The following is a 24,825-nucleotide window of genomic DNA, read 5'->3' as shown; positions in this document are numbered from 1 at the left end:
GCGCCAAGGTGCTGATCGTCGACGACCGGAAGGTCAATGTCCTGCTGCTCGAGCGGATGCTGGCCGGCGCCGGCTACGTGTCGATCACGTCGACCACCGATCCGGGCGAGGTCTGCCGGTTGCACCGCGAGAACCGCTACGACTTAATCCTCCTCGACCTCGTGATGCCTCGCCTGGATGGTTTCCAGGTCATGGCAGGCCTGCAGGACCTCGAAGCCGACGGCTACCTGCCGGTGCTGGCCGTGACCGCCAATCCGGCTCACAAGTTACGGGCGCTCGAGTGCGGTGCCAAGGATTTCGTCAGCAAACCATTTGATCTGACCGAGGTGTTGATGCGGGTTCGCAACATGCTCGAAGTCCGGCTGGTCTACGAGGCCTCCCGCCATCACGGCAAGACGCTTGAATCCCTGGCCCTCAGGGACCCCCTGACGGGTTTGGTGAACCGACGACTTCTGGCCGAAAGAATCGCAATGGCCCTGGTCCATGCGCGGAGGAACTCGAGCACGATGGCAGTGGTCTATCTGGATCTGGACGGATTCAGGGAGATCAACAACACGCTGGGGCACAGCGCCGGCGACGCCCTGCTGCGCATGGTCGCGGGGCGCCTGGTGGCGACCGTGCGCGAAGAGGATACGGTGGCGCGCCTCGGCGGTGACGAGTTCATCATCGTGCTGTCGCACCCCAGCGGGACCGGCGGTGCGGCCAAGGTGGCGTCAAAAGTGATCGGGGCGTTGTCGCAACCGTACCGGGTCGAGGGCCAGACCGTCAGCATCACCACCAGCGCAGGTATCAGTATCTATCCCGTGCACGGTGAGGACGCGGACACGCTGATGAAGAGCGCGGACGTGGCCTTGTACGAGGCCAAGCGCGCGGGCAAGAACGGCTATCGAGTCGCTGAGTGCACGGACCTATCAGCGGTGGCGCTCACTCCTGCCGGCTCCAGATGTGCCTCCTCATGATCAGGCCCCGACGTCCGGGCTATCGGTTCGGCTAGAATTCCTGGCATGCTAGCCACCGAACTCGCCGCCTTGTATGCCCGAGACATCGCGCGCCTGATCCAGGAGCTGCGCGCCTTTCCCGATACCGCGACCCTGTGGCAAACCCTGCCCGGGGTGACCAACCCCGCCGGCAACCTCGCCCTGCACCTGGAGGGGAACCTCCGCGAATACATTGGCCGGCAGCTCGGCAAGGTGGACTACGCCCGCGAGCGGCCGCTCGAGTTCAGCCAGAAAGACACCGACAAGGACGAACTGGTCGCGCGGCTCGAAGAGGTCCACGCGTTGGTGCCGCGGGTGGTCGGCGGACTGTCGGAGGAGGCGCTCGCGACCGCCTATCCGGAGCCGTTCTACGGGTCGTCGGTGTCGACGCAGCAGTTCCTGATCCACCTCAATGGGCATCTCAACTACCACTTGGGGCAGATCGATTACCTGCGACGGGCCCTGACGGGCGATGGTGCGATTGCGCTGACCGGGCTGTAGGGCTACGGCCGCCTCTTCGCGTCGGCAACCAGCTCGTCACCATCCGCCTGCGTAATGAAGCGAGCGGCGACCAGGGCCTTCACGTTGGTTTCCACGGCCCGCGCGTAGTCGCCCGGCTTCGGGTACAGCTCCGCGAGCCGCGCCGCATCAAATGGCACCTCGTGCCCGGCAATGCGGCAGAACGACTCACCGGTCGAATTGCCGTTCCACGTGCTGGTCGGCACATCCACGAACGGCGAGCGCACGCCACCCGCCACGTTGCCGAACCTGTCGAGCACGGGCTTGCCGTCCACCACCTTGATTTGCTCCGCCTTCGGCGGCGGCGTGCCCTTGCGGACCCAGAGATCCAGGTTCTGCAGGATCGCGTTGAACGCGATGCGGCTGGGAAAGCGGCTGCGCGGTCCCTCGTTGCACGACATCGGCGGCACCGCGCGCCCCGCCTTGACGATGTCGGCCGGCGCGGCGGCGTAGGTCAGCTCGTCGGGCGTGGCGTGTCCCGAACCGGCGATCTCGTAATTCCGCGTCAGGTTCGGCGCCGCATCGCTGTCGGGCAGCCGCGCAGCCACTGACGGCAGATAGTCGGACTGGCTCATCACGCGCACCACCGGTACGCCCACGTCCTTGATCACGCGGCGCGGATCGCCGGCCGGTATCGGCGGCACGCACTGGTTGATGGGCGACGGCCCGCTTGCCACGGCAATCACGTAGGCGTCGAAGAGCGGCTTGCCGAGTTGCTTCACGTCGAGCGGATGGATGGCGTTCACGTAGGTGTAGAGAAAGCCGCCCGTCTGCGAGTAGCCCCACGCATACAGGCGCTCCACCGGATGCGCGCCGGTCGCCGCGCCGTACGTGAACGGGTTGTTGGCGCCGCGCCCGCGCAGCCACTGGCCGATCTGGCGGTGCATGTCCCAGATCAACCCGTTCTCGGTGGCGCGGTCGCTGTCGCGATCCACCGTGTCGCAGTTGTCCGGGTCGTTCGCCTCCAGCGGATTCGGCCACGACAGCGCGGCGTAACGCGCCGGGTTGAACGCCTGGAGCGACGCCACCGCCACCGGCTTCGCGGTGATGCCGACCCAGGCGTCGCCGTTGCGGACCAACTGCGCGTTCGAGACCGCCCAGCCGATGTTCAGGTCGAACAGGTTCGACGGGTTCAGCATCTCGACGACGATCGTGCCGCTGAACTTCGCGCGCGCGGCGGGACGCCGCACGAGCACGCGCGTCGTGTACGGCACACCGGGCGTGCGGACGACGGCCGGGCCCGGCTCTGGCCGGTCGTAGACGTTGGCGGTCCCGCTGAACAGGAACTCTTCTTCGACGTAGCCCGCCTTGCTGAGGTCGGAAGGCGTGCGCGTGTGATCCGCGGCGCCAAAGGGATACGACTGCGCCGACACGGGCAGCGGCCCGTCCGCCCGAAACGCGGGCGATTGCGCGGCCAGGGAGACGGCGCCGGCGAGCAGCAGAACCGCGGCGATTCGGGCGGATGTGATCATGACGGCGTAGTGTAACCTGAGCCGTTTAAACCTTCCGAGGGGCCCGCCGTTCTAAGCATTCAGGAAGGGCGAGGGCCCGCCAAAGGAGTCCGCCATGAAACGCGCAATGCTGCTGGGTGTCGCACTGCTTCTCTCATCCGCCGGGCTCGGCGCGGCGGTCGATAGCAGAGGGTTCGAAGGCCGTCCCGTGTTCCGTGAGGGCGTGGACCGCGGCTACTACGTGTGGTCCGACGGCAACCAGTGGCACGTGCGCTGGACCACGCCGGGCAAGCTCCTGAACTTCAGCGGCCAGGTGATGGCCGAGGGCGGCAAGCTGCGCGACCTCGATCGCGTGGATCTCGAGAAAGAGAGCCGCGTCGTCCGCACCGGCTCGCGCCCGGTGGTGGTCCGCGGCCCCCGTGGGCGCCTGCACACGGAGCGCCGCGTGACGACCGCGGTCGTCACGCACGAGCAAGACAAGGTGGAAAAGGACGGCGACCGGACGATTCGCTTCCGGGCCCGCACCGACGCCGACATCGACGGTTTTGATTTCGAAGTGGACAAAAACGTCACCGCTCTACGGTTTGTGCTCGAGATCGACGGCCAGAGCCGGCCGGTGGATGTCGAGGTGGGCCGGGATAACGCCAGGCCCGATGGCAATCCGTTCACGGTGGCGCTGCGGTAGTTGAACCCCCCAGGCGCAGGAGGTAGTATTGAAGGTTACAGGCGCGATCAAATTCGCGCCTGTAAGCCTTCAGCCTTCAACGAACCCATGCCGCCTGAATCCGAGAGCCCCTCACTGATCATTCGCGGCGCCCGAACTCACAACCTCAAGAACGTCGATCTGACGCTGCCCACCGGCAAGCTGATCGTGTTCACCGGGGTCAGCGGGTCCGGCAAATCGTCGCTGGCCTTCGACACCATCTACGCCGAAGGGCAGCGCCGCTATGTGGAGTCGCTCTCCGCCTACGCCCGCCAGTTCCTCGAGCGGATGGAGAAGCCCGACGTCGATCGCATTGAGGGCATCTGCCCGTCGATTGCCATCCGCCAGAAGAACAGCGTCCGCAATCCGCGATCGACCGTGGGCACGGTCACTGAGATTCACGACTACCTGCGCCTGCTCTACGCCCGCGTCGGCCGCACCATTTGCCGCAAGTGCGGCCAGGAAGTGATCCGCGAGACGGCGGAAGTTGTCACGCAGAAACTCATGGCGTTGGCGGAAGGCAGCCGGCTGCTGTTGGGCTTCGACCTTCCCATCGTCCAGATGGGCGATGCGGACGAAACCAGGGCGGCAGATGACTCAGATGAATCGACCAGGGCCGCAGATGACACAGATGACACAGATCAGAAGAATTTGAATTCTGCGTCATCTGTGTCATCTGCGGCCCTGATTGATTCCTCTGTGCCATCCGCGGCCCTACTGGATGGGCTGCGACGAAAGGGATTTGGCCGGCTCCTGATAGATGGCAACGCCGTGGCGTTCGAAGACGTCTCGGCGGCTGCGTTGAAGACCGCATCGGTGTTGCGCGTGGTCGTCGATCGCATCAAGACCTCGGCCGACGCGCGCACGCGCATCACCGATTCGATCGAGACCTCGTATGCCGAGGGCGGCGGCGCCGCCTGGGCGCTGCAACTGGCGGACGCCGGCGAGCCGGTGTGGCATCTGTTCTCCGAGCGGTTCGAGTGCCGCACCTGTGGCATTCCCTATGAGGACCCGCAGCCGCGGCTGTTCTCGTTCAACAACCCGTTCGGCGCCTGCCCGACCTGTCACGGCTTCGGCAACATCATCGAGCTGGATCTCGAGCTGGTGGTGCCCGACCAGGCCAAGTCGATCAACCAGGGCGCCGTCGAGCCGTGGACCAAGCCGCATTACCGCTCGCAGCTGGCCGAGTTGAAGCGCGCCGCCAAGACCAGGGGCGTGCGGCTGGACGTGGCGTGGGCCGACCTCACGCCGGACGAAGTGAAATTCGTGGTCGATGGCGACCCGGCGACAGGCGCAGGGCGGGGGGCGGATTACGAAGGCATTCGCGGGTTCTTCCGCTGGCTGGAGCGCAAGAAATACAAGGTCCACGTTCGCGTGTTCCTGAGCCGCTATCGCGGCTACCTGACCTGCCCCGACTGCGGCGGCACGCGCCTGCGGCGCGAGGCCCGCGACGTGCAGGTGGGCGGCGTGACCATCGACAAGGCCTCGGGCCGGACTGTCCGCGAGGCCGAGCAGTTCTTCAAGCAGCTGCTGCTCACCGAGAAAGAAGCGGCGATTGCCGAGAAGGTGCTGAAGGAGATCCAGAAGCGTCTCGGCTTCCTGCGCGACGTCGGCCTCGACTACCTCACGCTGGACCGCCTGTCGTCGACGCTGTCGGGCGGCGAGGCGCAGCGCATCAACCTGGCGACCTCGCTCGGGTCGGCGCTGGTCGGCACCCTGTATGTGCTGGACGAGCCGTCGATCGGCCTCCACACGCGCGACAACCAGCGGCTGATCGACATCCTGCGCCAGCTCCGCGACCAGGGCAACACCGTGATCGTGGTCGAGCACGACGCCGACATGATCGGCGTCGCCGACTATCTCGTCGACATGGGCCTCGGCGCCGGCGAGCACGGCGGCCGTGTCGTGTTTGCCGGCACCCTCGACGCGCTGCTCAACGAGCCGCGCTCGCTGACCGCGAAGTACCTGCGCGGCGAGCTCAGCATCCCGGTGCCGCAGGCCCGCCGCAAGGGCGGTCCGCAGCGCATCCGGTTGTTCGGGGCCACCGAGCACAACCTCAAGGGCGTCGACATCGAGATCCCGCTGAACACGCTGACGTGCGTGACCGGCGTGAGCGGGTCGGGCAAGTCCACGCTCGTGCACGACGTGCTCTACGCCGCCATCAAGCGCGCCAAGGGCGACTGGGACCGCAAGGTCGGCGCGCACCAGCGGCTCGAAGGCCATGACTACGTGAGCGACGTGGTGCTGGTGGATCAGACGCCGATCGGCCGCACGCCGCGCTCGAACCCGGTGACCTACTTGAAGGCGTTCGACCCCATTCGCGAGTTGTTTGCGACGACCAAGGACGCCAAGTCGCGCGGCCTCACGCCGAGCCATTTCTCGTTCAACGTCCCCGGCGGCCGCTGCGAAGCCTGCCAGGGCGAGGGCGAGGTGCGCGTCGAGATGCAGTTCCTCGCCGACGTGTTCGTGCCGTGCGAGCAGTGCGACGGCCGCCGCTTCAAGACCCAGGTGCTCGACGTGCGCTACCGCGGCAAGAACATCACGCAGGTGCTCGACATGACCGTGCGCGAGGCGCTGACGTTTTTCGCCAGCACGCCCAAGGTGCTGCGGCGCATGCAGGTGCTCGACGAGATCGGCCTCGGCTACCTGCGGCTGGGGCAGCCGGCGACGACGCTGTCGGGCGGCGAGGCGCAGCGCATCAAGATTGCCGCGCACCTGTCGTCACATACCGGCGAGCGCCTGCTCTACATTTTGGATGAGCCGACCACCGGTCTCCACTTCGACGACATCGCCAAGCTGCTGGCGGCGTTCCGCAAGCTGCTAGAAGCCGGGCACACGCTGGTGGTGATCGAGCACAACCTGGATGTGATTAAGGTGGCCGACTGGATCATCGACCTCGGCCCCGAGGGCGGTGAGGGCGGCGGCCGCGTGCTGGCCATGGCCACGCCCGAGCAGGTCGCGCACGTGAAAGAATCCCACACCGGCCGCTACCTCAAGGCCGTGTTGTCGTCGAACAAGGTCCTGTTGACGGTCGCCAAATGACAAACATGGTGCGCACGGCAGTCCTGATGGTGGCCCTGGGTGGCCTCGCCCCCGCGGCCGAGGCACAACCGATCCTGTTCGAGCTGATGGCTCGGCACGGCATCGAGTTGCCGGGCAGGAGCTTCGAGGCGGCGTTCGACGCCGGCCTGGCGCCGGTCGTGCCGGTCACGCCGGGGGCCTTCGCCACGCCGCTCGCCATGCTGTCGGCGACCACCGGCGCGGACCGCGTCGCGGCCGCCTACGCGTTTGGCATTCTCGCCGGCCGCTCGGCCCGGGCCGCCTCGTCGCCGGAGTTGGCGGCGGCAGGGCAGTCGCTCCTGCAGATGATGACGTCGGACGATCGGCGGACGCGGATTGCCGGCGCCCGCGTCGCCGGGCGCGTGCTCGCGGTGTCGTTCGACCCGCGTGGCTTCCGCCCGCCGGCCCCGGCCGGGCTGACCGACGGCCTGTTCGCGCTCCTGAATCGGTCGAATGAGGTCGAGCAGCTGGCGGCGATGGACGCGCTGGGTTTGATCCGCGCTGCGAGCGCGGTGGCCTCGCTGACGGAGCGCTACTACTTCTATCGCGACGGCGGCAAGCGCGCGCTGGCCGGCGGCGCGCTCGAAGCGCTGGCGCGCATCGGCGATCCCGCCACCGTTGAGATCGTGAAGCTGGTGGCCGTGGACAAGTGGGCGGAAGGCCGCGACGCGACGGCACTGGCCGTGGCCTTCGCGCGCGAGCGGCTGCTCAAGGACGGCTCGATCGTCATCATCCAGCAAGCCGTTGACGACAAGTCCCGGCGCGTCCAGGCCCGCGGCTACCTGGACGAACTGGGCGCGCCGGTTCCGTGATCTTGCCCGCCGGTTTCTACCACCGGCCCACGCTCGACGTCGCCCGCGATCTGCTCGGCAAGGTCCTCGTCTGCCAATCCCAACACGGTGTGGCCTCCGGGATGATCGTCGAGGTTGAGGCCTACATCGGCGAAGCCGATCCCGCCTGTCATGCGGCGGCGGGGCGGACCGTCCGCAACGCGCCGCTCTACGGACCGCCCGGCCGGGCGTACGTCTACCTGAACTACGGCCTCCACGACATGGTGAATGCGGTGACGGAAGCGGCGGGGCATCCTGCCGCGGTGTTGATCCGGGCGCTTGAGCCGCTCGAAGGCCTGGCGTTGATGCAGCGCCGGCGGGCCAAGGCGCCGTGGCGGAAGGGGAAGGCGTCCGTGCCGGAGCACGAGCTGTGCCGCGGTCCTGGCAATCTGACCCGTGCCCTCGGGATCACCGTCGCCGACAACCTGCGCCCGCTGACGCGCGGGCGGCTGACGATTCGAGACGAGGGGCTGGTGACCGCGGCGATCGTGTGGGACACCCGCATCGGCATCCGCGTCGGCACCGAACACCCCTGGCGCGCGACGGTCGCCGGCCACCGCTCCGTGTCCGGCCACCGCCAGGGATGATTGGGGTCAGGCCACGAAAATCACCCTTCGGGGAATGCCCAAAAGGGTGATTTTCGTGGCCTGACCCCAATCATCCCTGGCGTAGCGTGACGTCCATCTTGGGGCCCGGCAGCCGGATGCCGCGGGCCTTGAACAGGCGCTTGACCCGCCGCCGCAGCTCGCGGCCGACCTCCCACTGCCTGAGCGGCAGCGTCTTGATGCGGAACCGCAGCGTGACCTGCGTGGCGTTGAAGTCTTCCATCCCGAGCACCTCCAGCGGCTCGAGAATGTGCGGGCCGAACGCCGGATCCGACTCCAGCTCCGCCGCCGCCTCCTTCACCGCCGCCACCGCGCCGTCCGAGTCATCGTCGTAGTCGATGCCGAGCGTGAGCACGTAGTAGGCGAAGTCCTTGGAGCGGTTGGCGAGCGTGCGGATGTCGCCGTTTGAGATCGTGTAGACCACGCCTTCGAGGTTGCGCAGGACGATGGTCCGCAGGTTGATTTCCTCGACGGCGCCCTCGATGCCGTTGACCACCGCGACGTCGCCGACGCGCACCTGGTCCTCGGCAATCACGAAGATGCCGGAGATGATGTCCTTCACCAGCGTCTGCGCGCCGAAGCCCACGGCCAGGCCGATGATGCCGGCGCCGGTGAGCACCGGCGTGATGTCAACGTCGAGCTCGCGCAGGATCACGAGGACGGCCGTGCTCCAGATCAGTGCCGACAGGAAGCGGCGGAACGTGGCGCCCAGCGTCTGCGCGCGCTTGCGCCGCTCGTCCCCCGACGTTGCGCGGGACGCCCCTGAACCTGCCGAAGGGTCGAAGCCCCGCGCGTCGCCGGTCGTCACCACCTCGTGTTCGAACCGCCGGATCACCGAGGCCGCAAAGCGGTTGGTCGCAAACGCCAGCAGGATCAGGAGCGCGACGCGGATGCCGATGCGCACCGCCCACCGCGCCACCTCTTCGTCGCTCAACCCGACCCGCAGGTCCACACCCGCGAAATCCAGGGCGGGAAACGCCACCACGAGCAGGGCGATGGCGAACGAGATGCGCCGGACAATGCCGACGGTGGCGTCGGCGATGGGCTGCACCGAGAAACGCTCGCCCTCGATGGAGCTGAGCAGGCGGCGCGTGAGGCCGCCAGCCAGCAGGGCCACGGCACCGGCAACCAGCACGGTCAGGGCCAGCGCCAGCGTGATTTCGAGCGTGTTGTGGGGAAGGGTCGCGGCGGACGAGGCCTGCATGCCTACTGGCGCCTTTGCCGACGTTCCTGCTGCGCTTCGATCGGGATCCGCAAGGTCGACCGGGCTCCGTCTCGCAGTACCTCGATGCGAACGGTGGACCCGATGGCGCTGTCGGCGATCAGGCGGACGAACTGCGAGGGATCGGCGATGGCCTGGCCGTTGGCCGACAGGATGACGTCACCCGGCTGCAGGCCCGCGCGATACGCGGCCGAGGCCCGGGCCATCTGGTTGACGACTATGCCGTCGGTCTTGGGCGCGCGCAATTCGTCGGCGAGGCGCGAGGTCAGCGGCATCACCTCGACGTATCCGATCGAGCCGCGGCGCACCTGCCCGTACTTCATCAGGTCGCCGACCACGCGTCGCACCAGGTTGCTCGGCACTGCGAACCCGATGCCCTGGTAACCGCCGCTCTGCGAGAAGATGGCGGTGTTGATCCCGACCAACTCGGCGCGGCTGTTGATCAGCGCGCCGCCGGAGTTGCCGGGGTTGATGGCGGCGTCGGTCTGGATGAAGTCCTCGTACTGCGTGATGCCGACGTTGGCGCGGCCGAGCGCGCTCACCACGCCGACGGTGACGGTCTGGCTGAGCGAGAACGGGCTGCCCACGGCCATGACCCATTCGGCCACCCGCAGCTTGGATGAGTCACCGTACGGAATCACCGGCAGGCCGGTGACGTCGATCTTGAGCAGCGCCAGGTCGGTCCACGAGTCCACGCCGACCACCTTGGCGCGCACGTCGCGATAGTCGCCGACGGTTACCGTGACCTCGGCATCGCCGTCGCCGACGACGTGGTTGTTGGTGACCACGTAACCGTCCTGCGAAATGACGACACCGGACCCGAGGCTCGATTCGGCGCGCGGGCGCCCGAACATCTCGCCCTGGTCGCCGAAGAAATACTGGAAGAAGGGATCGTTGGCGAAGGGCGAGGTCTGGCGCCTGACGACCTGCACCGACGAGATGTTGGTGACGGCCTTGACGGTCTGCGCGGCGACGCGCGTGAAGTCGGGTCCGCCCACGCCCGCCGCCGGCAGGGCAGGAGCCGCCGCCGGCTGTGCGGCCGGGGCCTCGGCGCCGGGCCGCGCGAGCACGCTTTCGCGATTGTCGGCGGTGCCCGACAACACGAGGCCGGCGACCAGGCCGGTCAGCAGGAGGAGGGCAATCAACGAGAAGCGCCGCATCACGACACCTCGACGTGGCGCGGACCGGCTTCGGCGGCTTTCGGCACGGTGATGGTCAGGACCCCGTCACGCATCTCGGCGGCGATGCTGGTGGTGTCCACGGCCTGGGGGAGGACGAAGCTGCGGCAGAACTCGCCGTGGCCGCGCTCCACCTGGTGGTACTGCTCGCACGACACCCGGGCCTCGCGCCGCCCCTGCAGGGTCAGCCGGCCATCGCGGATGTCGATGCGGACCTGATCACGGGTGACGCCGGGAAGTTCGGCGGTCAGGATGAACGCGTTCGCGGTTTCGCAGAGATCGACCGCGGGCGTCCAGCCCTGCGGCCCGGTCGACAGGCGCTCGAGCCGATGCTGGATGGTCAGGAGATCGCGGAATGGGTCCCAGCGAGCAAACGCCACGATGTCTGGCATCGTAGCACGCCTGTCAGGCTGGCCGGCCCGCGGCCCCTATGCTAAACTCGCAAGGTTCTACTAACTGATAACAAAGGCTTTATGGCAGACAACCTCCTCGCAACCCAGCTCCGCAAGGGCATGATCGTCAAGATCGAGAAAGAGCTCTACCGGATTTTCGACCGCCAGCACGTGACCCCCGGCAACCTCCGCGGTTTCGTGCGCGTGAAAATGCGCAACATCCGCACCGGCACCATGGCGGAAGAGAAGCTCCGCTCGGAAGACATCGTCGAGCGCGTGTCGCTGGAACAGAAGGACATGCAGTATCTCTACAACGACGGCGATGGCTATCACTTCATGGACACCGTGTCGTACGAGCAGGTGCAGCTGTCGGCGGAACTGATGGGGGATTCGGTCGGCTTCCTGAAGCCCGAGATGAACATCCAGGTGGAGTTCTACGGCGAGAACCCGATTGGCATCGAGCTGCCGCAGTCGGTGGACCTGAAGGTGATCGAGACCATGCCCGCCATCAAGGGCGCGACGGCCACCAACCAGACCAAGCCGGCCACGCTCGAGACCGGCGTCGTCATCCAGGTGCCGCCGTTCATCGGTGAGGGCGACATCATTCGCGTGAACACCGAAACCGGCGAGTACCAGACCAGGGCGTAGGCTCGGCCGCTTCGCGGCCTCGTAGGGCTCGGCCCTGCGGGCCTCGTAGGGGTCGCTCGCTGACGCTCGCTTCTGGGGTTTGGCCTCGGTCGTGGGAACCACGAGGGCCGAAGGCCCGAGCCCCACCAAGGCGGCGCAGCCGCCGAGCCCGACGCGCGCCGGCAGGCGCGTGCCCGACCGCGCGCACAAAGCGGCGCGCGGCCCATATAATCACCCCATGGACGTCGTCCGCACCCCCTCCACCGGCTGGATCGAGGTCATTGTCGGCAGCATGTTCAGCGGCAAGAGCGAAGAGCTCATCCGCCGGCTGCGCCGGGCCCAGATTGCCCGCCAACGCGTGCAGATCTTCAAGCCTGCCGTTGACACCCGCTTCTCCGAAGACCACATCGTCTCGCACAGCGAGCTGCGCATCCCGTCGGAGAGCGCCCGCACGGCGGCGGAGCTGCTGTCGAAGGTCAAGCACGACACCGAAGTGGTGGGCATCGACGAAGGGCAGTTCTTCGACGCCGGACTCCCGGGCGTCGCCGCGGACCTCGCCGCGCGCGGCGTGCGCGTGGTGGTCGCCGGATTGGACCAGGACTACCTCGGCAAGCCCTTCGAGCCCATGCCGCAGTTGCTGGCTATCGCCGAGTACATCACCAAGACCCGCGCCATCTGCATGGTGTGCGGCAACCCGGCCAACCACACGCAGCGCCTGGTGCACAGCCAGGACCGCGTGCTGCTCGGCGCGACCGGCACCTACGAGGCGCGCTGCCGGCACTGTTTCGATCCCACCCTCTCGCGCGAAGACGAAGCCAAGGCCAAGGCCGTCGAGGCCGACGCCACCAAGGCCGAGGCGCGATGAGCGCCGAGGAGCTTGCCGGTGCGTTACGGCAATCCCTCCTCGCTCTCGGTGTGCTCTTCGTCATGGTTGACCTTCGCGTCGGGTGGCAGCTCGTCACCTGGATGCGCCGCCGCCGCGACGTGGTGCTGTCGTGGGCGCCGCCGAAGCCGCCGTTCTACGCCATCAATCTCGCCATCGGCGTGATGCTGGGCGTCCTCCTGCTGGTCACCGCGTATCGCATGCCCCGCGGGTTCGCGTCGCTCTTCGGCATTGCCATGATGTTCGTGTATTACGGCTACCTGCTGCCGCTGTCCGCGCGCATCCGGCCCGGGCTCTACCGGGACGGCATCTGGACCGACAGCGGCTTCATGCCTTATGTAGACATCGGCGGCCTGACGTGGAAGAGCGGCGACACGCTGGTGCTGGCGTCGCGGCAGAAGGCGCTGGCCCGGCGGTTGACCGTCCCAGGCCCGCACCTCGGAGAAGTGCGGCACCTGCTGCGCGAGGAGATTGGCCGCCATACCATCGCGTTCGACGAGGGGCCGGGGCTGCACCTCGGCACGCGTGATACGCGCGAATCCGCGTAGATCTGTGAAGTGTCTATCCGCCTGAAGGCGGATGCTACTCCGACTGCCAAACGGGCCGATAAGAGGGAGACCACCCATGGCCGCACGTCCAACCTGGAAGGGTTACATCAAGGTCAGCCTCGTCACCATTCCGGTGCGGGTCTATCCCGCCACCGAGTCGAGCGCGACGATCTCGTTCAACCAGCTCCACGCCGAGTGCCAGACCAAGATCCAGCAGAAGAAGTGGTGCCCGAAGTGCGAGCGTGAGATCACGGCCGCCGAAGTGGTGAAGGGCTACGAGTTCGAGAAGGGCCGCTGGGTGGTGATGGACGAGGAAGACATCGCCAAGGTCAAGACCGAGTCGACCAAGGTCATCAACCTGATGCAGTTCACGGACGAAGACCAGATGGCCCCGATGTACGTGGACAAGGCCTACTACCTGGCGCCCGAAGGGCCGATGGCCGCCGGCGCCTACGCGGTGATGCGCGAGGGCATGCAGGGCAAGGCCGGCATCGGCAAGGTCGCCATTCACGGCCGCGAATACCTGGTGGCGGTGAAGCCGCACAAGCAGGGCATGGTCATGTACACCCTGCACCATGCGGCGGAGATCCGGACCATCGACGCGATCGACGAGTTGCGCGAGGTGCGCGGCGAGGTCAACCCGGCCGAGATGAAGCTGGCGCGCCAGGTGATTGAGAGCATCGAGGGCGACCTGAACCTCTCGGACTACAAGGACGAATACCAGGAAGGCCTGCGCGCGATCATCGACGCGAAGATCGCCGGCGAGGAGTTCGTGGCGCCGGAAGAACAGGCGCCGCCGAAGGTCGTGGACCTGATGGAAGCACTCCGCAAGAGCCTGGATCAGGTGAGCTCGGGCAAGAAGAAGACGGCGAAAGCCGATTCAGAGGTCGCGTCGAAGAAGGTCACCAGCCTCAAGTCGGTGGCCAGGAACGGCGCGAAGAAACGCAAGGCATCGTAGGGCACCCCTGTCAGGGGTGCCGTTGGAGGATCAATGGCCCGGAAAGCCGTGTGGGGTAGTTACAAGCCGATCAAGAAGTCGAAGAAGAGAGCCGCCGCTACCTCAGGTAGCCGAGCAGTCCCATGCCGGCCGCCGTCGGGTCGCTGATCCAGTCGGGCGGCACCAGCCACACGAACGCCAGGATTGCGATCACCCAGATGTCGTAGGGCAGCGTGGCGCGCTCGTCGCGCCAGAAGAAGAAGCGCGCGAACAGCCCCGCGGGCATCGGCTTCTTATTCAGCGCCAGGTAGGTGTAGTGAATCCGGTTGCTCACCGTGATGATCGACAGCACCAGGATCACCCAGAGCACGCCCGCCATGCGGTCGGTGAAGGCGCCGATCATGAACAGCACGATCCGCTCGGGGCGCTCCATGAACCCGACCTTGCATTTCTGGATCAGTGACTCGGCGCGGGCCCTGGCGTAGCTGGTCATGATCGAGAAGATCAGGGCCAGGGTCGCGATCAGCACATAGCCGTTGCGGCCCAACTCGGCATACAGCCAGATCAGCCCGGTGAACAGCGCCAGGTCGGAAAAGCGATCCAGCGTCGAGTCCCAGAAGGCGCCGAACTCCGACTGCTTGCCGGTGAGGTGCGCCACCTTGCCGTCGATGAAGTCGAAGATGTTGGCGACGATCATGATCACGCCGGCCAGCGCGAACCGATCGACGGCCAGCGCCCAGGCGGCCACCACGTTGATCAGCACGCCGATCAGGGTCAGGACGTTGGGATGAATGCCGAGGGCCACCGAGAGGTTGATGATGGCCCGCAGCGGGAACATGCAGACGGCGCCAATCGCGCCAGTGAAGGTCATGGGACGGGCCTAAGCGTAGCCGATGACCGGCGCCTTCACAAGGCGCGCACATGGCCCCGCGGTTTTGGACTACGCTTTCACCTGGAGGGTGCCTTATGCGCCGTTCTCGGGTTGACCTGTGTTGTTGCCTGTTCCTGCTCCTGGTTGCCCTGGTCCCGTCCGCCGCTCACGCCCAGGAAACCACCGCCACCATCATCGGCACCGTCACCGACCAGAGCAAGGCCGTGCTGCCCGGCGTGGTCGTGGTGGTCAGGCACCTGGCCACCGGCCGCATCTTTGAGCGCACCACGTCGGGCGACGGCCAGTACGTGGCGCCGCTGCTGCCGGTGGGTGACTACGAGGTGTCCTTCGCGCTGCCCGGCTTTCAGTCGCGGGTCGTCCAGGGCGTAAGGTTGTCGGTCAACGACCGCGTGGTCATCGACACCACGCTGGCGGCCGGCGGCGTCGCCGAAGTCGTCCAGGTGACCGGCCAGCAAATGGTGCAGGCGACGACCGCCGTGCAAAGCCTGATCAGCGCCCGCCAGGTGCAGGAACTGCCGATCAACAACCGCAACTTCGCCAAGCTCGCGGAACTGGCGCCGGGCGTCTCCAGCGACCTGGCCGACGAGGTCGGCGTCGGGCTGACCAGCGTGATGAGCCTGTCGATCAACGGCGCCCGCCGCAATGCTGTCAACTGGCTCGTCGACGGCGTCAGTAACGTCGACGTCGGGAGCAACATCACGCTGCTGTCGACGCCGACGCTGGAGTCGATCCAGGAATTCAAGATCATCACCTCGAGCTATTCCGCCGAGTGGCCGCGGTCGGGCGGCGGCATCATCAACGTGGTGACCAAGTCGGGCACGAGCAAGTTCTCGGGCAGCGGCTACGAGTTCTTTCGCAACGACAAGTTGAACAGCAACTCCTACTTCCGCAAGCAGAGCACCGCCCCCGCGGTGCGCGACAACCCGCCGTACCTGCGCTACAACAACTTCGGCTACACCTTGGGCGGGCCGGCCCTGAAGTCGAAGGAGCGGTTGTTCTTCTTCTGGTCGCAGGAATTCCGGCGCATCACGCGGGCGCCGGCGTCGCTGACGGCGACGGTGCCGAACCCCGAGTGGCTGACCGACCCCGCCAGCCCCAACTACGTGCCACCGGCCGAGCGCGACCCCAACGCCGTGCGGCTGCTCGCCGGATACCCGACGCCCAACAGCCCGCCGCTGGCGGCGGGAGCGGCCGGCCGCTACCTGGTCAGCTCACCCAGCATCAACAACACGCGGCAAGAAGTGGTGCGCGTGGACTTCGATCTGTCAGCGTCGCAACGTCTGTGGGGGCGGTACACGCACGACCTGAGTGAAACGCGGGAGCTGGGCGGACTGTTCCTCGGCACGCCGATCCCGGGCATCGCCACCACCGACACCGCGATTCCGGGCCAGGTGGCGGCGTTCGGCCTGCGCAGCATCCTGGGCGACAAGCTGAACGAACTGCACTACCACTTCAGCAGCAACAACATCTCGTCCACCAATCCCGACGGCACCAGGAACCGCCGCTCGGACTACGGTCTCACCATTCCCGAGATCTTTCCGGAGAACGCGTCCGGGCAGATGCCGGTGATCGAGGTCGCGGGCCTCAGCCTGCTGGGTGCCAACCAGTTGTTCCGCATCCAGTACCTCAACCACACGGTGACCGACAACTTCTCGTGGCAGAAGGGTAACCATGGCTTCAAGGCCGGCGGGTTGATGACCTTCGAGCAGAAGAACGAAAACGCCGCCAGCCGCAGCCAGGGTGGCTTCTCGTTCGTGGCCACCACCAACGGCCCCACCGCGTTCCAGAGCTTCCTGCGCGGCAACGCCAACGGCGTCTGCACCGGGTGCAGCTACACCGAAGCGGAGCGCGACATCGACATGCACCTGCGCTTCAACCGGTTCGAGTTCTACGCGCAAGACACCTGGCGCCCGCGCTCGAACGTCACCATCGACTACGGGGTGAGGTACTCGCTCTATCCGCCGATCACCGACACCAACAACCTGCTCGTTACGTTCGACCCGCGCGCCTACACCGCCGCGGCGGCGCCGCCGTTTGCCAACGCCACCGGCACGCTGATCGACCGGACGCGAGGCAACCTGCTCGACGGCATCATCCAGGCCGGCGTCAACTCGCCGTACGGCGACGCCATCTACGAGTTCCAGAAGAATGGCCTGCAGCCGCGGGCGGGCGTGGCGTGGGACCTCTCGGGCGAGGGCAACACGATTGTCCGCAGTTCCTTCGGGATCTACTACGACCAGCCGCTGGTCGGCACGTTCGAGCAGAACGCCTTCACGATGCCGCCCATCGTCAACAACGTCACCTTCACCAATCCGACGTTGAGCAACCCGGCGTCCGGCCAGACCTCGACGACGACGGGCGTGCGGACGATCATCGGGACCGCCACCGATTTCAAGAACCCGCGGATGATGCAGTGGAACGTCGGCGTGGCCCGGCGCCTCTGGAGTGATGCCGCCATCGACGTCAGCTACGTGGGCAGCCGCGGAGATAACCTGATCCGGCCCACCGACATCAACCTGCCGCAGCCGGCAGCGGTGGTCGCGCTGCAGGCCGTCACCCCTGGCGCCGTCAACGCGGCCCGGCCATACCAGTCCTACGGCACCATCACCTACCGCGAGACGACGGCGCGGTCGCGGTACCACGGCCTGCTGACGTCGTTCAAGTACGAGGGCGGGGAGCGGGGCGGCAGCGCCACGCTGAACTACACCCTCAGCCGCAATCGCACCGATGCCACCAACGATCGCGACGCAGTGGACATCCCGCAGGATCCGCTCAACCCGGATGCCGACTATGCCGATGCGCGGACCGATCGCCGGCATATCTTCAATGCCAGCTACATCTACGAGTTGCCCTTCTTCAAGTCCGGCAGCACGCTCGCCAGGGCGGTGCTCGGCGGCTGGCAGGTTGCCGGCATCGTCAACGTCAGCTCGGGCCAGCCGGTGTCGCGCATCCTGGTGTCGAGCGACACCTTCCGCCGCGGCGTGTTTGCCGACCTGGTGGGCTCGATCAACGCCGGCGAGCAGTACATCAACGGCATTCCGTACTGGTTCAACCCCGCGGCCTTCGCGCCGCCGGCGGCAGGGACGTTCGGCAACTCCGGGCGCGCGCCGTTCCGCCAGCCCGGTCGTCACCAGTGGGACATCAACCTGTCGAAGAACTTCTACCCGGCCTCGACGGTCCGGGTGCAGGTGCGTGCCGAGCTCATCAACGCGTTCGATCAGCGGCAGTGGCTGGCGGACCCGAACGTCGGCGGCATCGACAACACCTGCACCGTGTCCACGACCACGTGCCAGGTCGCGTCGGACCGCTTCGGCCAGCTGATCGCCACCCGATCGCCCCGCGAGATCCAGCTTGGCCTGAAGGTCTACTGGTAGGGCATGGTACGATCGGCCTGAAGGCCGATGCCCATCCAGGATCTGAAGGATCAGATCGCCCGGCTGCCGGAACAGCCGGGCGTCTATCTCTACTACAACGCCCAGGGCGAGACCATCTACGTCGGCAAGGCGCGGGCCCTGCGCGACCGCACGCGCTCGTACCTGGGCGCCTACGGCAGCAGCCCCAAGACCAACGCCCTGCTGGACGAGGTCGCCGGCCTCGAAGTGATCGTCACCGACTCGGTGGTCGAGGCGCTGGCGCTCGAAAACAACCTGATCAAGCAGCGGTCGCCCAAGTTCAACATCCTGCTGCGCGACGACAAGAACTACCCGTACCTCCAGTTGACCACCGCCGAGGCCTTCCCGCGCGTACTGGTGGCCCGCTCTGTCGAGCGTGACGGCAATGTCTATGCGGGCCCGTTCCTGCCGGCCAAATTCGCGCGCCGGACGATGTCCCTCACGCACAAGATCTTCGGCATCCGATCGTGCAACGAGGTGATCACCGGGCAGCGGCACCGGCCCTGCCTCGAGTACGACATCAAGCGCTGCCTGGCGCCGTGCGTCGCCGCGATCTGCTCGCCCGCGCAGTACACCGTGGCGGTGGCGGATACCAGGCTGTTCCTCGAGGGCCGCAACGACGAACTCGCGGATCAACTGCGGGCGCGAATGATGGCAGCGGCCTCGGACGAGCGCTTCGAAGAGGCGGCCCACCTGCGCGACGCCATGCGCACCGTGGAAACCATGCGGGAACGCCAGCAGAAGATGGCGTCGGCCGAGCTCGGCGATCGCGACGTGTTTGGCGTGAAGCTGGGCGCCAAGGGCGCGGTGGTGCAGGTGTTCCTGGTCCGCGGCGGCCGCGTCATCGAGCGCGTCGAGTTCGTGACCGACGCCGTGGAAGGCGGCGAGTCGGACAGCGAGGTGGTCGAAGCCGCGATTCAGCAGTTCTACTGGGACCAGGCGCCGCCGCCGGATATCCACATCCCGGTGCTGGTGGCCGAGCAGGACCTGCTGGAAGCCTGGCTCACCCAAAAGGCGGATCGCAAGGTCCGCATCGTCGTGCCCCAGCGCGGCGACAAGAAGGGCCTGCTGGAACTGGCGATGCGCAATGCCGCGCTCGCCTACCGCACGCGCTTCGATGCCAACGCCACCGCCAACTTCGACGCGCTGGAAGTGTTGCAGTCGGCGTTACGGCTGCCGAAACTCCCTCGTCGGATTGACTGCTTCGACATCTCCACGATCCAGGGCAGCGAGACCGTGGCGTCGATGGTGGTGTGTGACGACGGGCGGATGAAGCCGTCGGAGTACAGAAAATTCAAGATCGCGGGCGGGGAGACTCCCGGCACGTTCCTTGATGACTTTGCCGCCATGGAACAGGTCGTGCGCCGGCGCTATGCGCGCGTGCTGGAGAACGGCGGGCCGTTCCCGGACCTGATCGTGATCGACGGTGGCAAGGGCCAGTTGAACGCGGCCTACGCGGCGCTCGAGACCGTGGGACTGTCGAACCTGGTGGCGGTCGGCCTGGCCAAGAAGGAAGAGCTGATCTTCACGCGCGACAGCATGGCGCCGCTCGCCCTGGATCCGCATGGCGCCGCGCTGCGGCTGTTGCAGCGCATCCGAGACGAGGCGCACCGGTTCGCGATCACCTTCCACCGGCTGTCGCGGACGAAGCGGGACCTGCGCTCCGAACTGGACGGCATCCCCGGCATCGGGCTGCGCCGCCGCAAGACGCTGCTGACGACCTTCGGCAGCCTGTCGGGGGTGCGCCGGGCGACGCGCGAGGAGCTCGCCAGCGTGGTGGGCGCCAAGACAGCGGATGCGGTGATCGGTTACTTTGCGACGAACCCATGAGCGAACACGGAATCGAGCTGCCGGCGGTCGAGCGTGAGCAACTGGGGCGCGCGGCGCTGGCCTGGGCCCTCGACTACTTCGGCACCACCGCGGAGCCCCCCGTCTATCCGCCGGTGCGTCCGCAGGAGCTGTCGGCGCTGGTGCGCGAGGCGATGCCTGAAGAGCCGCAGGCCCTCGACGCGGTGATGGATCAGTTCGCGGCGCTGGCGGCGCTGGGCCGCAAGAACGGCCACCCGCGGATGTTCGGTTACGTGCAGTCGTCCGCGAGCTTCGCCGGCGTGGCCGCCGACTTCCTGGCGTCGGCGCTCAACCAGAACGTCACCTCCTGGCGCTCGGCGCCGTCGGCCACCACCGTGGAGCACCAGGTGATCGACTGGCTCAAGACCATGGCCGGCTTCGACCCGGCCGGCACGGGCGTGTTGCTGAGCGGTGGGTCGTTCGCCAACTTCGCGGGCCTGGCCGTGGCGCTGCGTGCCAGCACGGACCGCGACCTCAACCAGCATGGGGTGGCGGCGTTGCCGGGACCGCCGCGCATCTACACGTCGGCGATGACCCACATGTCGACGCCGAAGGCCGCCGCCATGCTGGGCGTGGGTCGCGGCGCCGTCGTGCAGATTCCGGTGGATGCCGATTTCCGGATGGACGTCACCGTGCTCGCGGAGCGCATCGCGGCCGACCGCGCCGCCGGCTGTCACGTGGTGTGCGTTGTTGCCACCGCGGGAGACGTGAACACCGGCGCCATCGATCCGCTGGACGCGATTGCGGACGTGTGCCGGAACGCGGGTGTCTGGCTCCACGTTGACGGCTCGTACGGCGGTTTCGCCGCGGGTTCTCCGCACGTGGGGGGCGCCCTGGCCGGACTGGGGCGCGCCGACTCGCTGTCGCTGGACCCGCACAAGTGGCTCTTTGCCCCGCTCGACGTGGGCTGCCTGCTGGTGCGTGACCCGAAGCGCCTGCGCCAGGCCTTCACGCAAGGCGCCGCCTACATCGACGTGATTGCCGGCGCCGACATGCCCGAGTACGCGTTTTGGGACTACAGCCCCGAGCTGTCACGCCGCTTCCGGGCGCTGAAGATCTGGTTCATCCTGAAGTGCCACGGCGCGCGGGCCCTGCGCGCGGCGATCGACGGCAACATCGCGGTGGCGCAACAACTGGCCGGCCTGATCGACGCCAGCGACGACTTCGAACGCCTTGCCCCGGTCCCGCTGAGCATCGTGTGCTTCCGCTACGTGCCGGCGTCGTTGCGCTTGGCCCGCCGAAGCCCTTGGGCGAAGGCGGCCGGTCCGGGCGACCACACCGAGGCGCTGAACGCGTTCAATCGGGCGTTGATGGTGGCGGTCCAGCGCGACGGCGATTCGTACCTGTCGAACGCCATGATCGGGCCGCACTTCGCCCTGCGCGCCTGCATTGTCAACTTCCGCACGACGGCGGCCGACGCCGGGCATCTGCTGGCCACCATCCGTCGCGTCGCCGCCCGGACGAGCGCGCCCGTGTGGTAAACTTTTGAGTTCTGGCCGGCATCGATCTCACTCAGGTTCTCATTCAAATCGCCGTGCTGATCGCCTCGCTGTCGGTGCACGAGGCGGCGCACGCGTGGGCGTCCGATCGACTGGGCGATCCCACGGCGCGGCGGCTGGGCCGGTTGTCGCTCAACCCCGCGGTTCACGTCGACCCGATCGGGACGCTGCTGTTCCCGTTGATCGCCATCATGACGAGCCTGCCGTTGATCGGGTGGGCCAAGCCCGTCCCGGTTGACTTCCGGTTCCTCAAGCACCCGAAGCGGGATTTTGCCCTGATTGCGGCGGCTGGCCCGGCGAGCAACGTGGCGATGGCGGTGATCGGCGCCGGCGTCCTCTTGGTCCTGCCCGGCGTGGCCCCAGGCGACCTCGCCGGCCGTGTCGTGATGACGCCGCTGTTTCAGTTCCTGGATTTCTTCGTCGTCATCAACGTGCTGCTCGCGCTGTTCAACATGGTGCCGGTCCCGCCCCTCGACGGTGGCAACGTCCTGATGGGCATCCTGCCACCGGCCGGCGGCCGCCTCGTCGCCCGGATGCGGCCATATGGCTTCATGATTTTGTATGCTTTGATGCTAACCGGTGCCCTGAGCACGCTGCTCGGGCCGGTCGCGTATTTCATGTTGAGTCTGCTAGGAGTCCGGTGACGAAGCAACGGGTGTTGTCGGGCATGCGCCCGACGGGAAAGCTCCATCTCGGCCACCTCGTCGGGGCGCTGCACAACTGGGTCGCGCTGCAGGACAAGTACGACTCGTTCCACTGCGTCGTCGATTGGCATGCCCTGACCACCAACTACGCCGACACGTCCGACATCGTGGCCAACGGCCTCGACAACGTCGCCGACTGGATTGGGTCCGGCCTCGATCCGGAGAAGAGCACCTTCTTCGTCCAGTCGCTGGTGCCCGAACACGCCGAGCTCTACCTGCTGTTCCAGATGGTGACGCCGATTCCGTGGCTCGAACGGGTGCCCACCTACAAGGAGCAGATGGAGCAGTTGACCGATCGTGACCTGTCGAGCATCGGGTTTCTCGGTTACCCGCTGCTGCAGGCGGCCGACATCGTGGTCTACGACGCCAACTGGGTGCCGGTCGGCGAAGACCAGGTGCCGCACATCGAGCTGACGCGCGAAGTGGTTCGGCGCTTCAATAACTTCTATCCGGCGGCGGCGCTGGTCGAGCCGCAGGCGTTGCTCACGCCGACGCCGCGGCTGCCCGGCCTCGACAACCGGAAGATGAGCAAGAGCTACAACAACACCATCGACCTGTCAGACGACACCAAGACGGTGCAGAACAAGGTGCGGCAGATGTACACGGACCCCAAGCGTGTGCGCGCCGACATCCCGGGCACGGTCGAGGGGAACCCGGTGTTCATGTACCACGACGCCTTCAACCCGAATGTGGCCGAAGTGGACGACCTCAAGGCCCGCTACCGCGAGGGCAAGGTCGGCGATGTCGAGGTGAAGACCAAGCTGGCCATCGCCATCAACGCCATGCTCGATCCCATTCGCGAGCGCCGCGCCCAGGCCCTGGCCAAACCGGGCTACCTGCGCGAGGTGCTGATGGACGGGTCCAGGCAGGCGCGCGTGGTGGCGCAGGCGACCATGGAACGCGTGCGTGAAGCCGTGAAGCTGAAGTACTAATGGCCGATACCCCCGAGATTCCGCCCGGCGCGCCGGTGCCGCCCGACGAGGCGTTCGAGTCGCAGCTCGACTCCATCCATCTCAAGCTGCAGTCGTTCGAGGGCCCGCTCGATCTGCTCGTGCATCTGATCAAGAAGAATCAGATGAACGTCTACGACATCCAGATCTCGGTGATCACGAAGCAGTACCTCCAGTATCTCGACCTGCTGCAGGAACTGAATCTCGACGTCGCCAGCGACTTCCTGGTGATGGCGGCCACGCTGATCCACATCAAGAGCAAGATGCTGCTGCCGCGGCCAGAAACCGCGGCCGGCGACCCCGGCGAGGAAGAGGATCCGCGCGACCTCCTGGTGCGCCGGCTGCTCGAGCACCAGAAGTTCAAGGCCGCCGCCGAGCTGCTGCACGACAAGGAAACGCTGCGCAGCGCGCAGTGGGGCCGGCCCGATTCGCGCCTCGAGGACATTGCCGGCGACGACTACGAGCCCGAGTTCGAGGTGGACCTGTTCAGCCTGCTGTCGGCCTTCAAGCAGGTGCTCGAGCGCGCCCGCGAGCGGCCGCCGGTCGTGCTGCCGGGCGAACAGGTCTCGATCGAGTCGCGCATTGACCAGTTGCTCGAGCGGTTGTCTGAAACCGAGGCCTGCGGCTTCGAAGACCTGTTCGACGATGTCGCCGGGCGGGGCGAGATGATCGTCACCTTCCTGGCGCTGCTCGAGATGATCCGGCTGAAGCTGATCCGGGTGTTCCAGACCGGCGGGGTCGGCGGCGCCATCCGCATCTACAAGCGGGCGCGGCCCAGCGACGCGCCACACCCGATCCACGATCCGGAAGACGAATACAAGGCGCACCACCCGCCTGCCCAGCGAAGCGATCTTCGCGACGGTGGGTCGGAGGAAGAAGAGAAGGAATGAGCGACGAAAACCCGGTTGATGAAACGCCGGTGGATGCCGCGGCGGTTGACGAGCAACCGGCCGGGGAGCAGCCCGCCGAGGAGCAGTTGCCGCGGATGGAGCTGTCGCAGCTCAAGGCCGTGATCGAGGCCCTGGTGTTTGCGTCGCCCGACCCGCTGACGCCGCGCATGCTCTACAAGCTGCTCAACGACGAACCGAAGGAAGACGTGCTGGCCGCGCTCAAGGCGCTGCAGGCCGACTACGTCGAGCGCGGCGGCCTGCACCTGGCCGAAGTCGCCGGCGGCTTCCAGATCACGACCCGTCCCGAGTACCACGAGTGGGTGCGGCGGTTGTTCCACGAGCGGTCGTCGAACAAGCTGTCGGCCGCGTCGCTCGAGACCCTGTCGGTGATCGCCTACAAGCAGCCGGTCACCGCCGCCGAGATCGGCGAGATCCGCAGCGTCAACACCTCGGGCGTGCTCGCGACCCTGCTCGAGCGCCACTTGATCAAGATCGTGGGCCGCAAGAACGTGATCGGCCGGCCGTTCCTGTACGGCACCACCAAGGAGTTCCTGATCCGCTTCGGCCTGAACGACCTCAACGACCTGCCGAAGATCGAAGACATGGCGCAGCAGCTCGGGTTCGATCCGCCGGCGGTGTGGCTGGCGCGGCGGGTGCCCGAGGAGATGTTGCCACTCGACGAGGGCGACGTGCCCGAGGGGTCGCCGGAGTGATAATG

General features: G+C 67.0%; 22 protein-coding genes. 17 read left to right on the top strand and 5 right to left on the bottom strand.

The genetic code is table 11. From position 1 onward, the window contains the following. Positions 1-8: 8 nt before the first annotated feature. Positions 9-959 carry a diguanylate cyclase gene (locus tag WC815_12160; GenBank protein MFA5909525.1) on the top strand — a complete coding sequence of 317 codons (951 nt, stop codon included), beginning with the start codon at positions 9-11 and terminating at the stop codon, positions 957-959. Positions 960-1,004: 45 nt separating this feature from the next. Next, positions 1,005-1,478: a DinB family protein gene (locus tag WC815_12155; GenBank protein ID MFA5909524.1), complete on the top strand. Its 474-nt coding sequence runs from the start codon at positions 1,005-1,007 to the stop codon at positions 1,476-1,478. A 2-nt stretch (positions 1,479-1,480) separates the two neighbouring features. Here the strand turns inward: WC815_12155 and WC815_12150 are convergent, their stop codons facing one another. Next, the gene (locus WC815_12150; protein MFA5909523.1) at positions 1,481-2,968 is read right to left on the bottom strand and encodes an alpha/beta hydrolase domain-containing protein; all 1,488 of its coding nucleotides are present in this window, start codon (positions 2,966-2,968) and stop codon (positions 1,481-1,483) included. 94 nt (positions 2,969-3,062) lie between these two features. On the opposite strand from WC815_12150, the gene WC815_12145 reads away from it, so the two are divergent. The 4 genes from WC815_12145 (at position 3,063) to WC815_12130 (ending at position 8,127) form a co-directional block, all read left to right on the top strand. Continuing rightward, on the top strand, positions 3,063-3,632 hold the full coding sequence (locus WC815_12145) for a hypothetical protein (protein ID MFA5909522.1): 570 nt from the start codon (positions 3,063-3,065) through the stop codon (positions 3,630-3,632). Between the two features lie 87 nt (positions 3,633-3,719). Then, positions 3,720-6,692 carry an excinuclease ABC subunit UvrA gene (gene uvrA / locus WC815_12140; protein MFA5909521.1) on the top strand — a complete coding sequence of 991 codons (2,973 nt, stop codon included), beginning with the start codon at positions 3,720-3,722 and terminating at the stop codon, positions 6,690-6,692. A 5-nt stretch (positions 6,693-6,697) separates the two neighbouring features. Then, a complete protein-coding gene (locus WC815_12135) occupies positions 6,698-7,522 on the top strand; it encodes a hypothetical protein (protein ID MFA5909520.1) in 825 nt (274 codons plus the stop codon). Next, entirely contained in the window at positions 7,519-8,127 is a 609-nt protein-coding gene (locus WC815_12130; GenBank protein MFA5909519.1) for a DNA-3-methyladenine glycosylase, read from the top strand. The genes WC815_12135 and WC815_12130 overlap by 4 nt, the downstream gene beginning before the upstream one ends. Positions 8,128-8,197: 70 nt before the next feature. Here WC815_12130 and WC815_12125 read toward each other — a convergent pair whose 3' ends face one another. Genes WC815_12125 through WC815_12115 form a run of 3 tightly spaced genes read right to left on the bottom strand, consistent with a single transcriptional unit; the run spans position 8,198 to position 10,925 of the window. Beyond that, positions 8,198-9,349 (bottom strand): mechanosensitive ion channel family protein, encoded by a 1,152-nt coding sequence (locus WC815_12125; GenBank protein ID MFA5909518.1) that lies wholly within the window; start codon positions 9,347-9,349, stop codon positions 8,198-8,200. 2 nt (positions 9,350-9,351) lie between these two features. Beyond that, the gene (locus WC815_12120; GenBank protein MFA5909517.1) at positions 9,352-10,527 is read right to left on the bottom strand and encodes a trypsin-like peptidase domain-containing protein; all 1,176 of its coding nucleotides are present in this window, start codon (positions 10,525-10,527) and stop codon (positions 9,352-9,354) included. Next, positions 10,527-10,925 carry an Hsp20/alpha crystallin family protein gene (locus tag WC815_12115; protein MFA5909516.1) on the bottom strand — a complete coding sequence of 133 codons (399 nt, stop codon included), beginning with the start codon at positions 10,923-10,925 and terminating at the stop codon, positions 10,527-10,529. Before WC815_12115 ends, WC815_12120 begins: the two co-directional genes overlap by 1 nt. A 93-nt stretch (positions 10,926-11,018) precedes the next feature. Here WC815_12115 and efp point away from each other — a divergent pair, with 93 nt between their 5' ends. From efp to WC815_12095, 4 genes are all read left to right on the top strand, one after another. Next, positions 11,019-11,585, top strand: coding sequence for an elongation factor P (efp, locus tag WC815_12110; protein MFA5909515.1), 567 nt, complete (start codon positions 11,019-11,021; stop codon positions 11,583-11,585). 217 nt (positions 11,586-11,802) lie between these two features. Further along, positions 11,803-12,429: a thymidine kinase gene (locus tag WC815_12105; GenBank protein MFA5909514.1), complete on the top strand. Its 627-nt coding sequence runs from the start codon at positions 11,803-11,805 to the stop codon at positions 12,427-12,429. 62 nt (positions 12,430-12,491) lie between these two features. Then, positions 12,492-12,995 (top strand): hypothetical protein, encoded by a 504-nt coding sequence (locus tag WC815_12100; GenBank protein MFA5909513.1) that lies wholly within the window; start codon positions 12,492-12,494, stop codon positions 12,993-12,995. A 76-nt stretch (positions 12,996-13,071) separates the two neighbouring features. Then, positions 13,072-13,953: a Ku protein gene (locus WC815_12095; GenBank protein ID MFA5909512.1), complete on the top strand. Its 882-nt coding sequence runs from the start codon at positions 13,072-13,074 to the stop codon at positions 13,951-13,953. A 97-nt stretch (positions 13,954-14,050) separates the two neighbouring features. Here WC815_12095 and WC815_12090 read toward each other — a convergent pair whose 3' ends face one another. Further along, positions 14,051-14,803: a CDP-alcohol phosphatidyltransferase family protein gene (locus tag WC815_12090; GenBank protein ID MFA5909511.1), complete on the bottom strand. Its 753-nt coding sequence runs from the start codon at positions 14,801-14,803 to the stop codon at positions 14,051-14,053. Positions 14,804-14,898: 95 nt separating this feature from the next. Here WC815_12090 and WC815_12085 point away from each other — a divergent pair, with 95 nt between their 5' ends. The 7 genes from WC815_12085 to scpB are packed head-to-tail and all read left to right on the top strand — an operon-like array spanning position 14,899 to position 24,820. Beyond that, on the top strand, positions 14,899-18,198 hold the full coding sequence (locus WC815_12085) for a carboxypeptidase regulatory-like domain-containing protein (protein MFA5909510.1): 3,300 nt from the start codon (positions 14,899-14,901) through the stop codon (positions 18,196-18,198). A gap of 27 nt (positions 18,199-18,225) precedes the next feature. Next, entirely contained in the window at positions 18,226-20,046 is a 1,821-nt protein-coding gene (gene uvrC / locus WC815_12080) for an excinuclease ABC subunit UvrC (protein MFA5909509.1), read from the top strand. Next, positions 20,043-21,545, top strand: a complete 1,503-nt coding sequence (locus WC815_12075) for an aminotransferase class V-fold PLP-dependent enzyme (protein MFA5909508.1) — start codon at positions 20,043-20,045, stop codon at positions 21,543-21,545. The genes uvrC and WC815_12075 overlap by 4 nt, the downstream gene beginning before the upstream one ends. Positions 21,546-21,598: 53 nt before the next feature. Then, positions 21,599-22,207: a site-2 protease family protein gene (locus WC815_12070; GenBank protein MFA5909507.1), complete on the top strand. Its 609-nt coding sequence runs from the start codon at positions 21,599-21,601 to the stop codon at positions 22,205-22,207. Further along, complete coding sequence (gene trpS / locus WC815_12065) at positions 22,204-23,199, top strand: tryptophan--tRNA ligase (protein MFA5909506.1); 996 nt, start codon at positions 22,204-22,206, stop codon at positions 23,197-23,199. The genes WC815_12070 and trpS overlap by 4 nt, the downstream gene beginning before the upstream one ends. Then, positions 23,199-24,107: a segregation/condensation protein A gene (locus WC815_12060; GenBank protein ID MFA5909505.1), complete on the top strand. Its 909-nt coding sequence runs from the start codon at positions 23,199-23,201 to the stop codon at positions 24,105-24,107. The genes trpS and WC815_12060 overlap by 1 nt, the downstream gene beginning before the upstream one ends. Next, positions 24,104-24,820, top strand: a complete 717-nt coding sequence (gene scpB / locus WC815_12055) for an SMC-Scp complex subunit ScpB (protein ID MFA5909504.1) — start codon at positions 24,104-24,106, stop codon at positions 24,818-24,820. Before WC815_12060 ends, scpB begins: the two co-directional genes overlap by 4 nt. The last annotated feature ends 5 nt before the right edge of the window (positions 24,821-24,825 follow it).

This window comes from Vicinamibacterales bacterium (genome assembly GCA_041659285.1).
GTDB lineage: Bacteria > Acidobacteriota > Vicinamibacteria > Vicinamibacterales > UBA2999 > 12-FULL-67-14b.
Note: the sequence above shows the minus strand (reverse complement) of the source record. Positions and strands in the feature narration are given on the sequence as shown.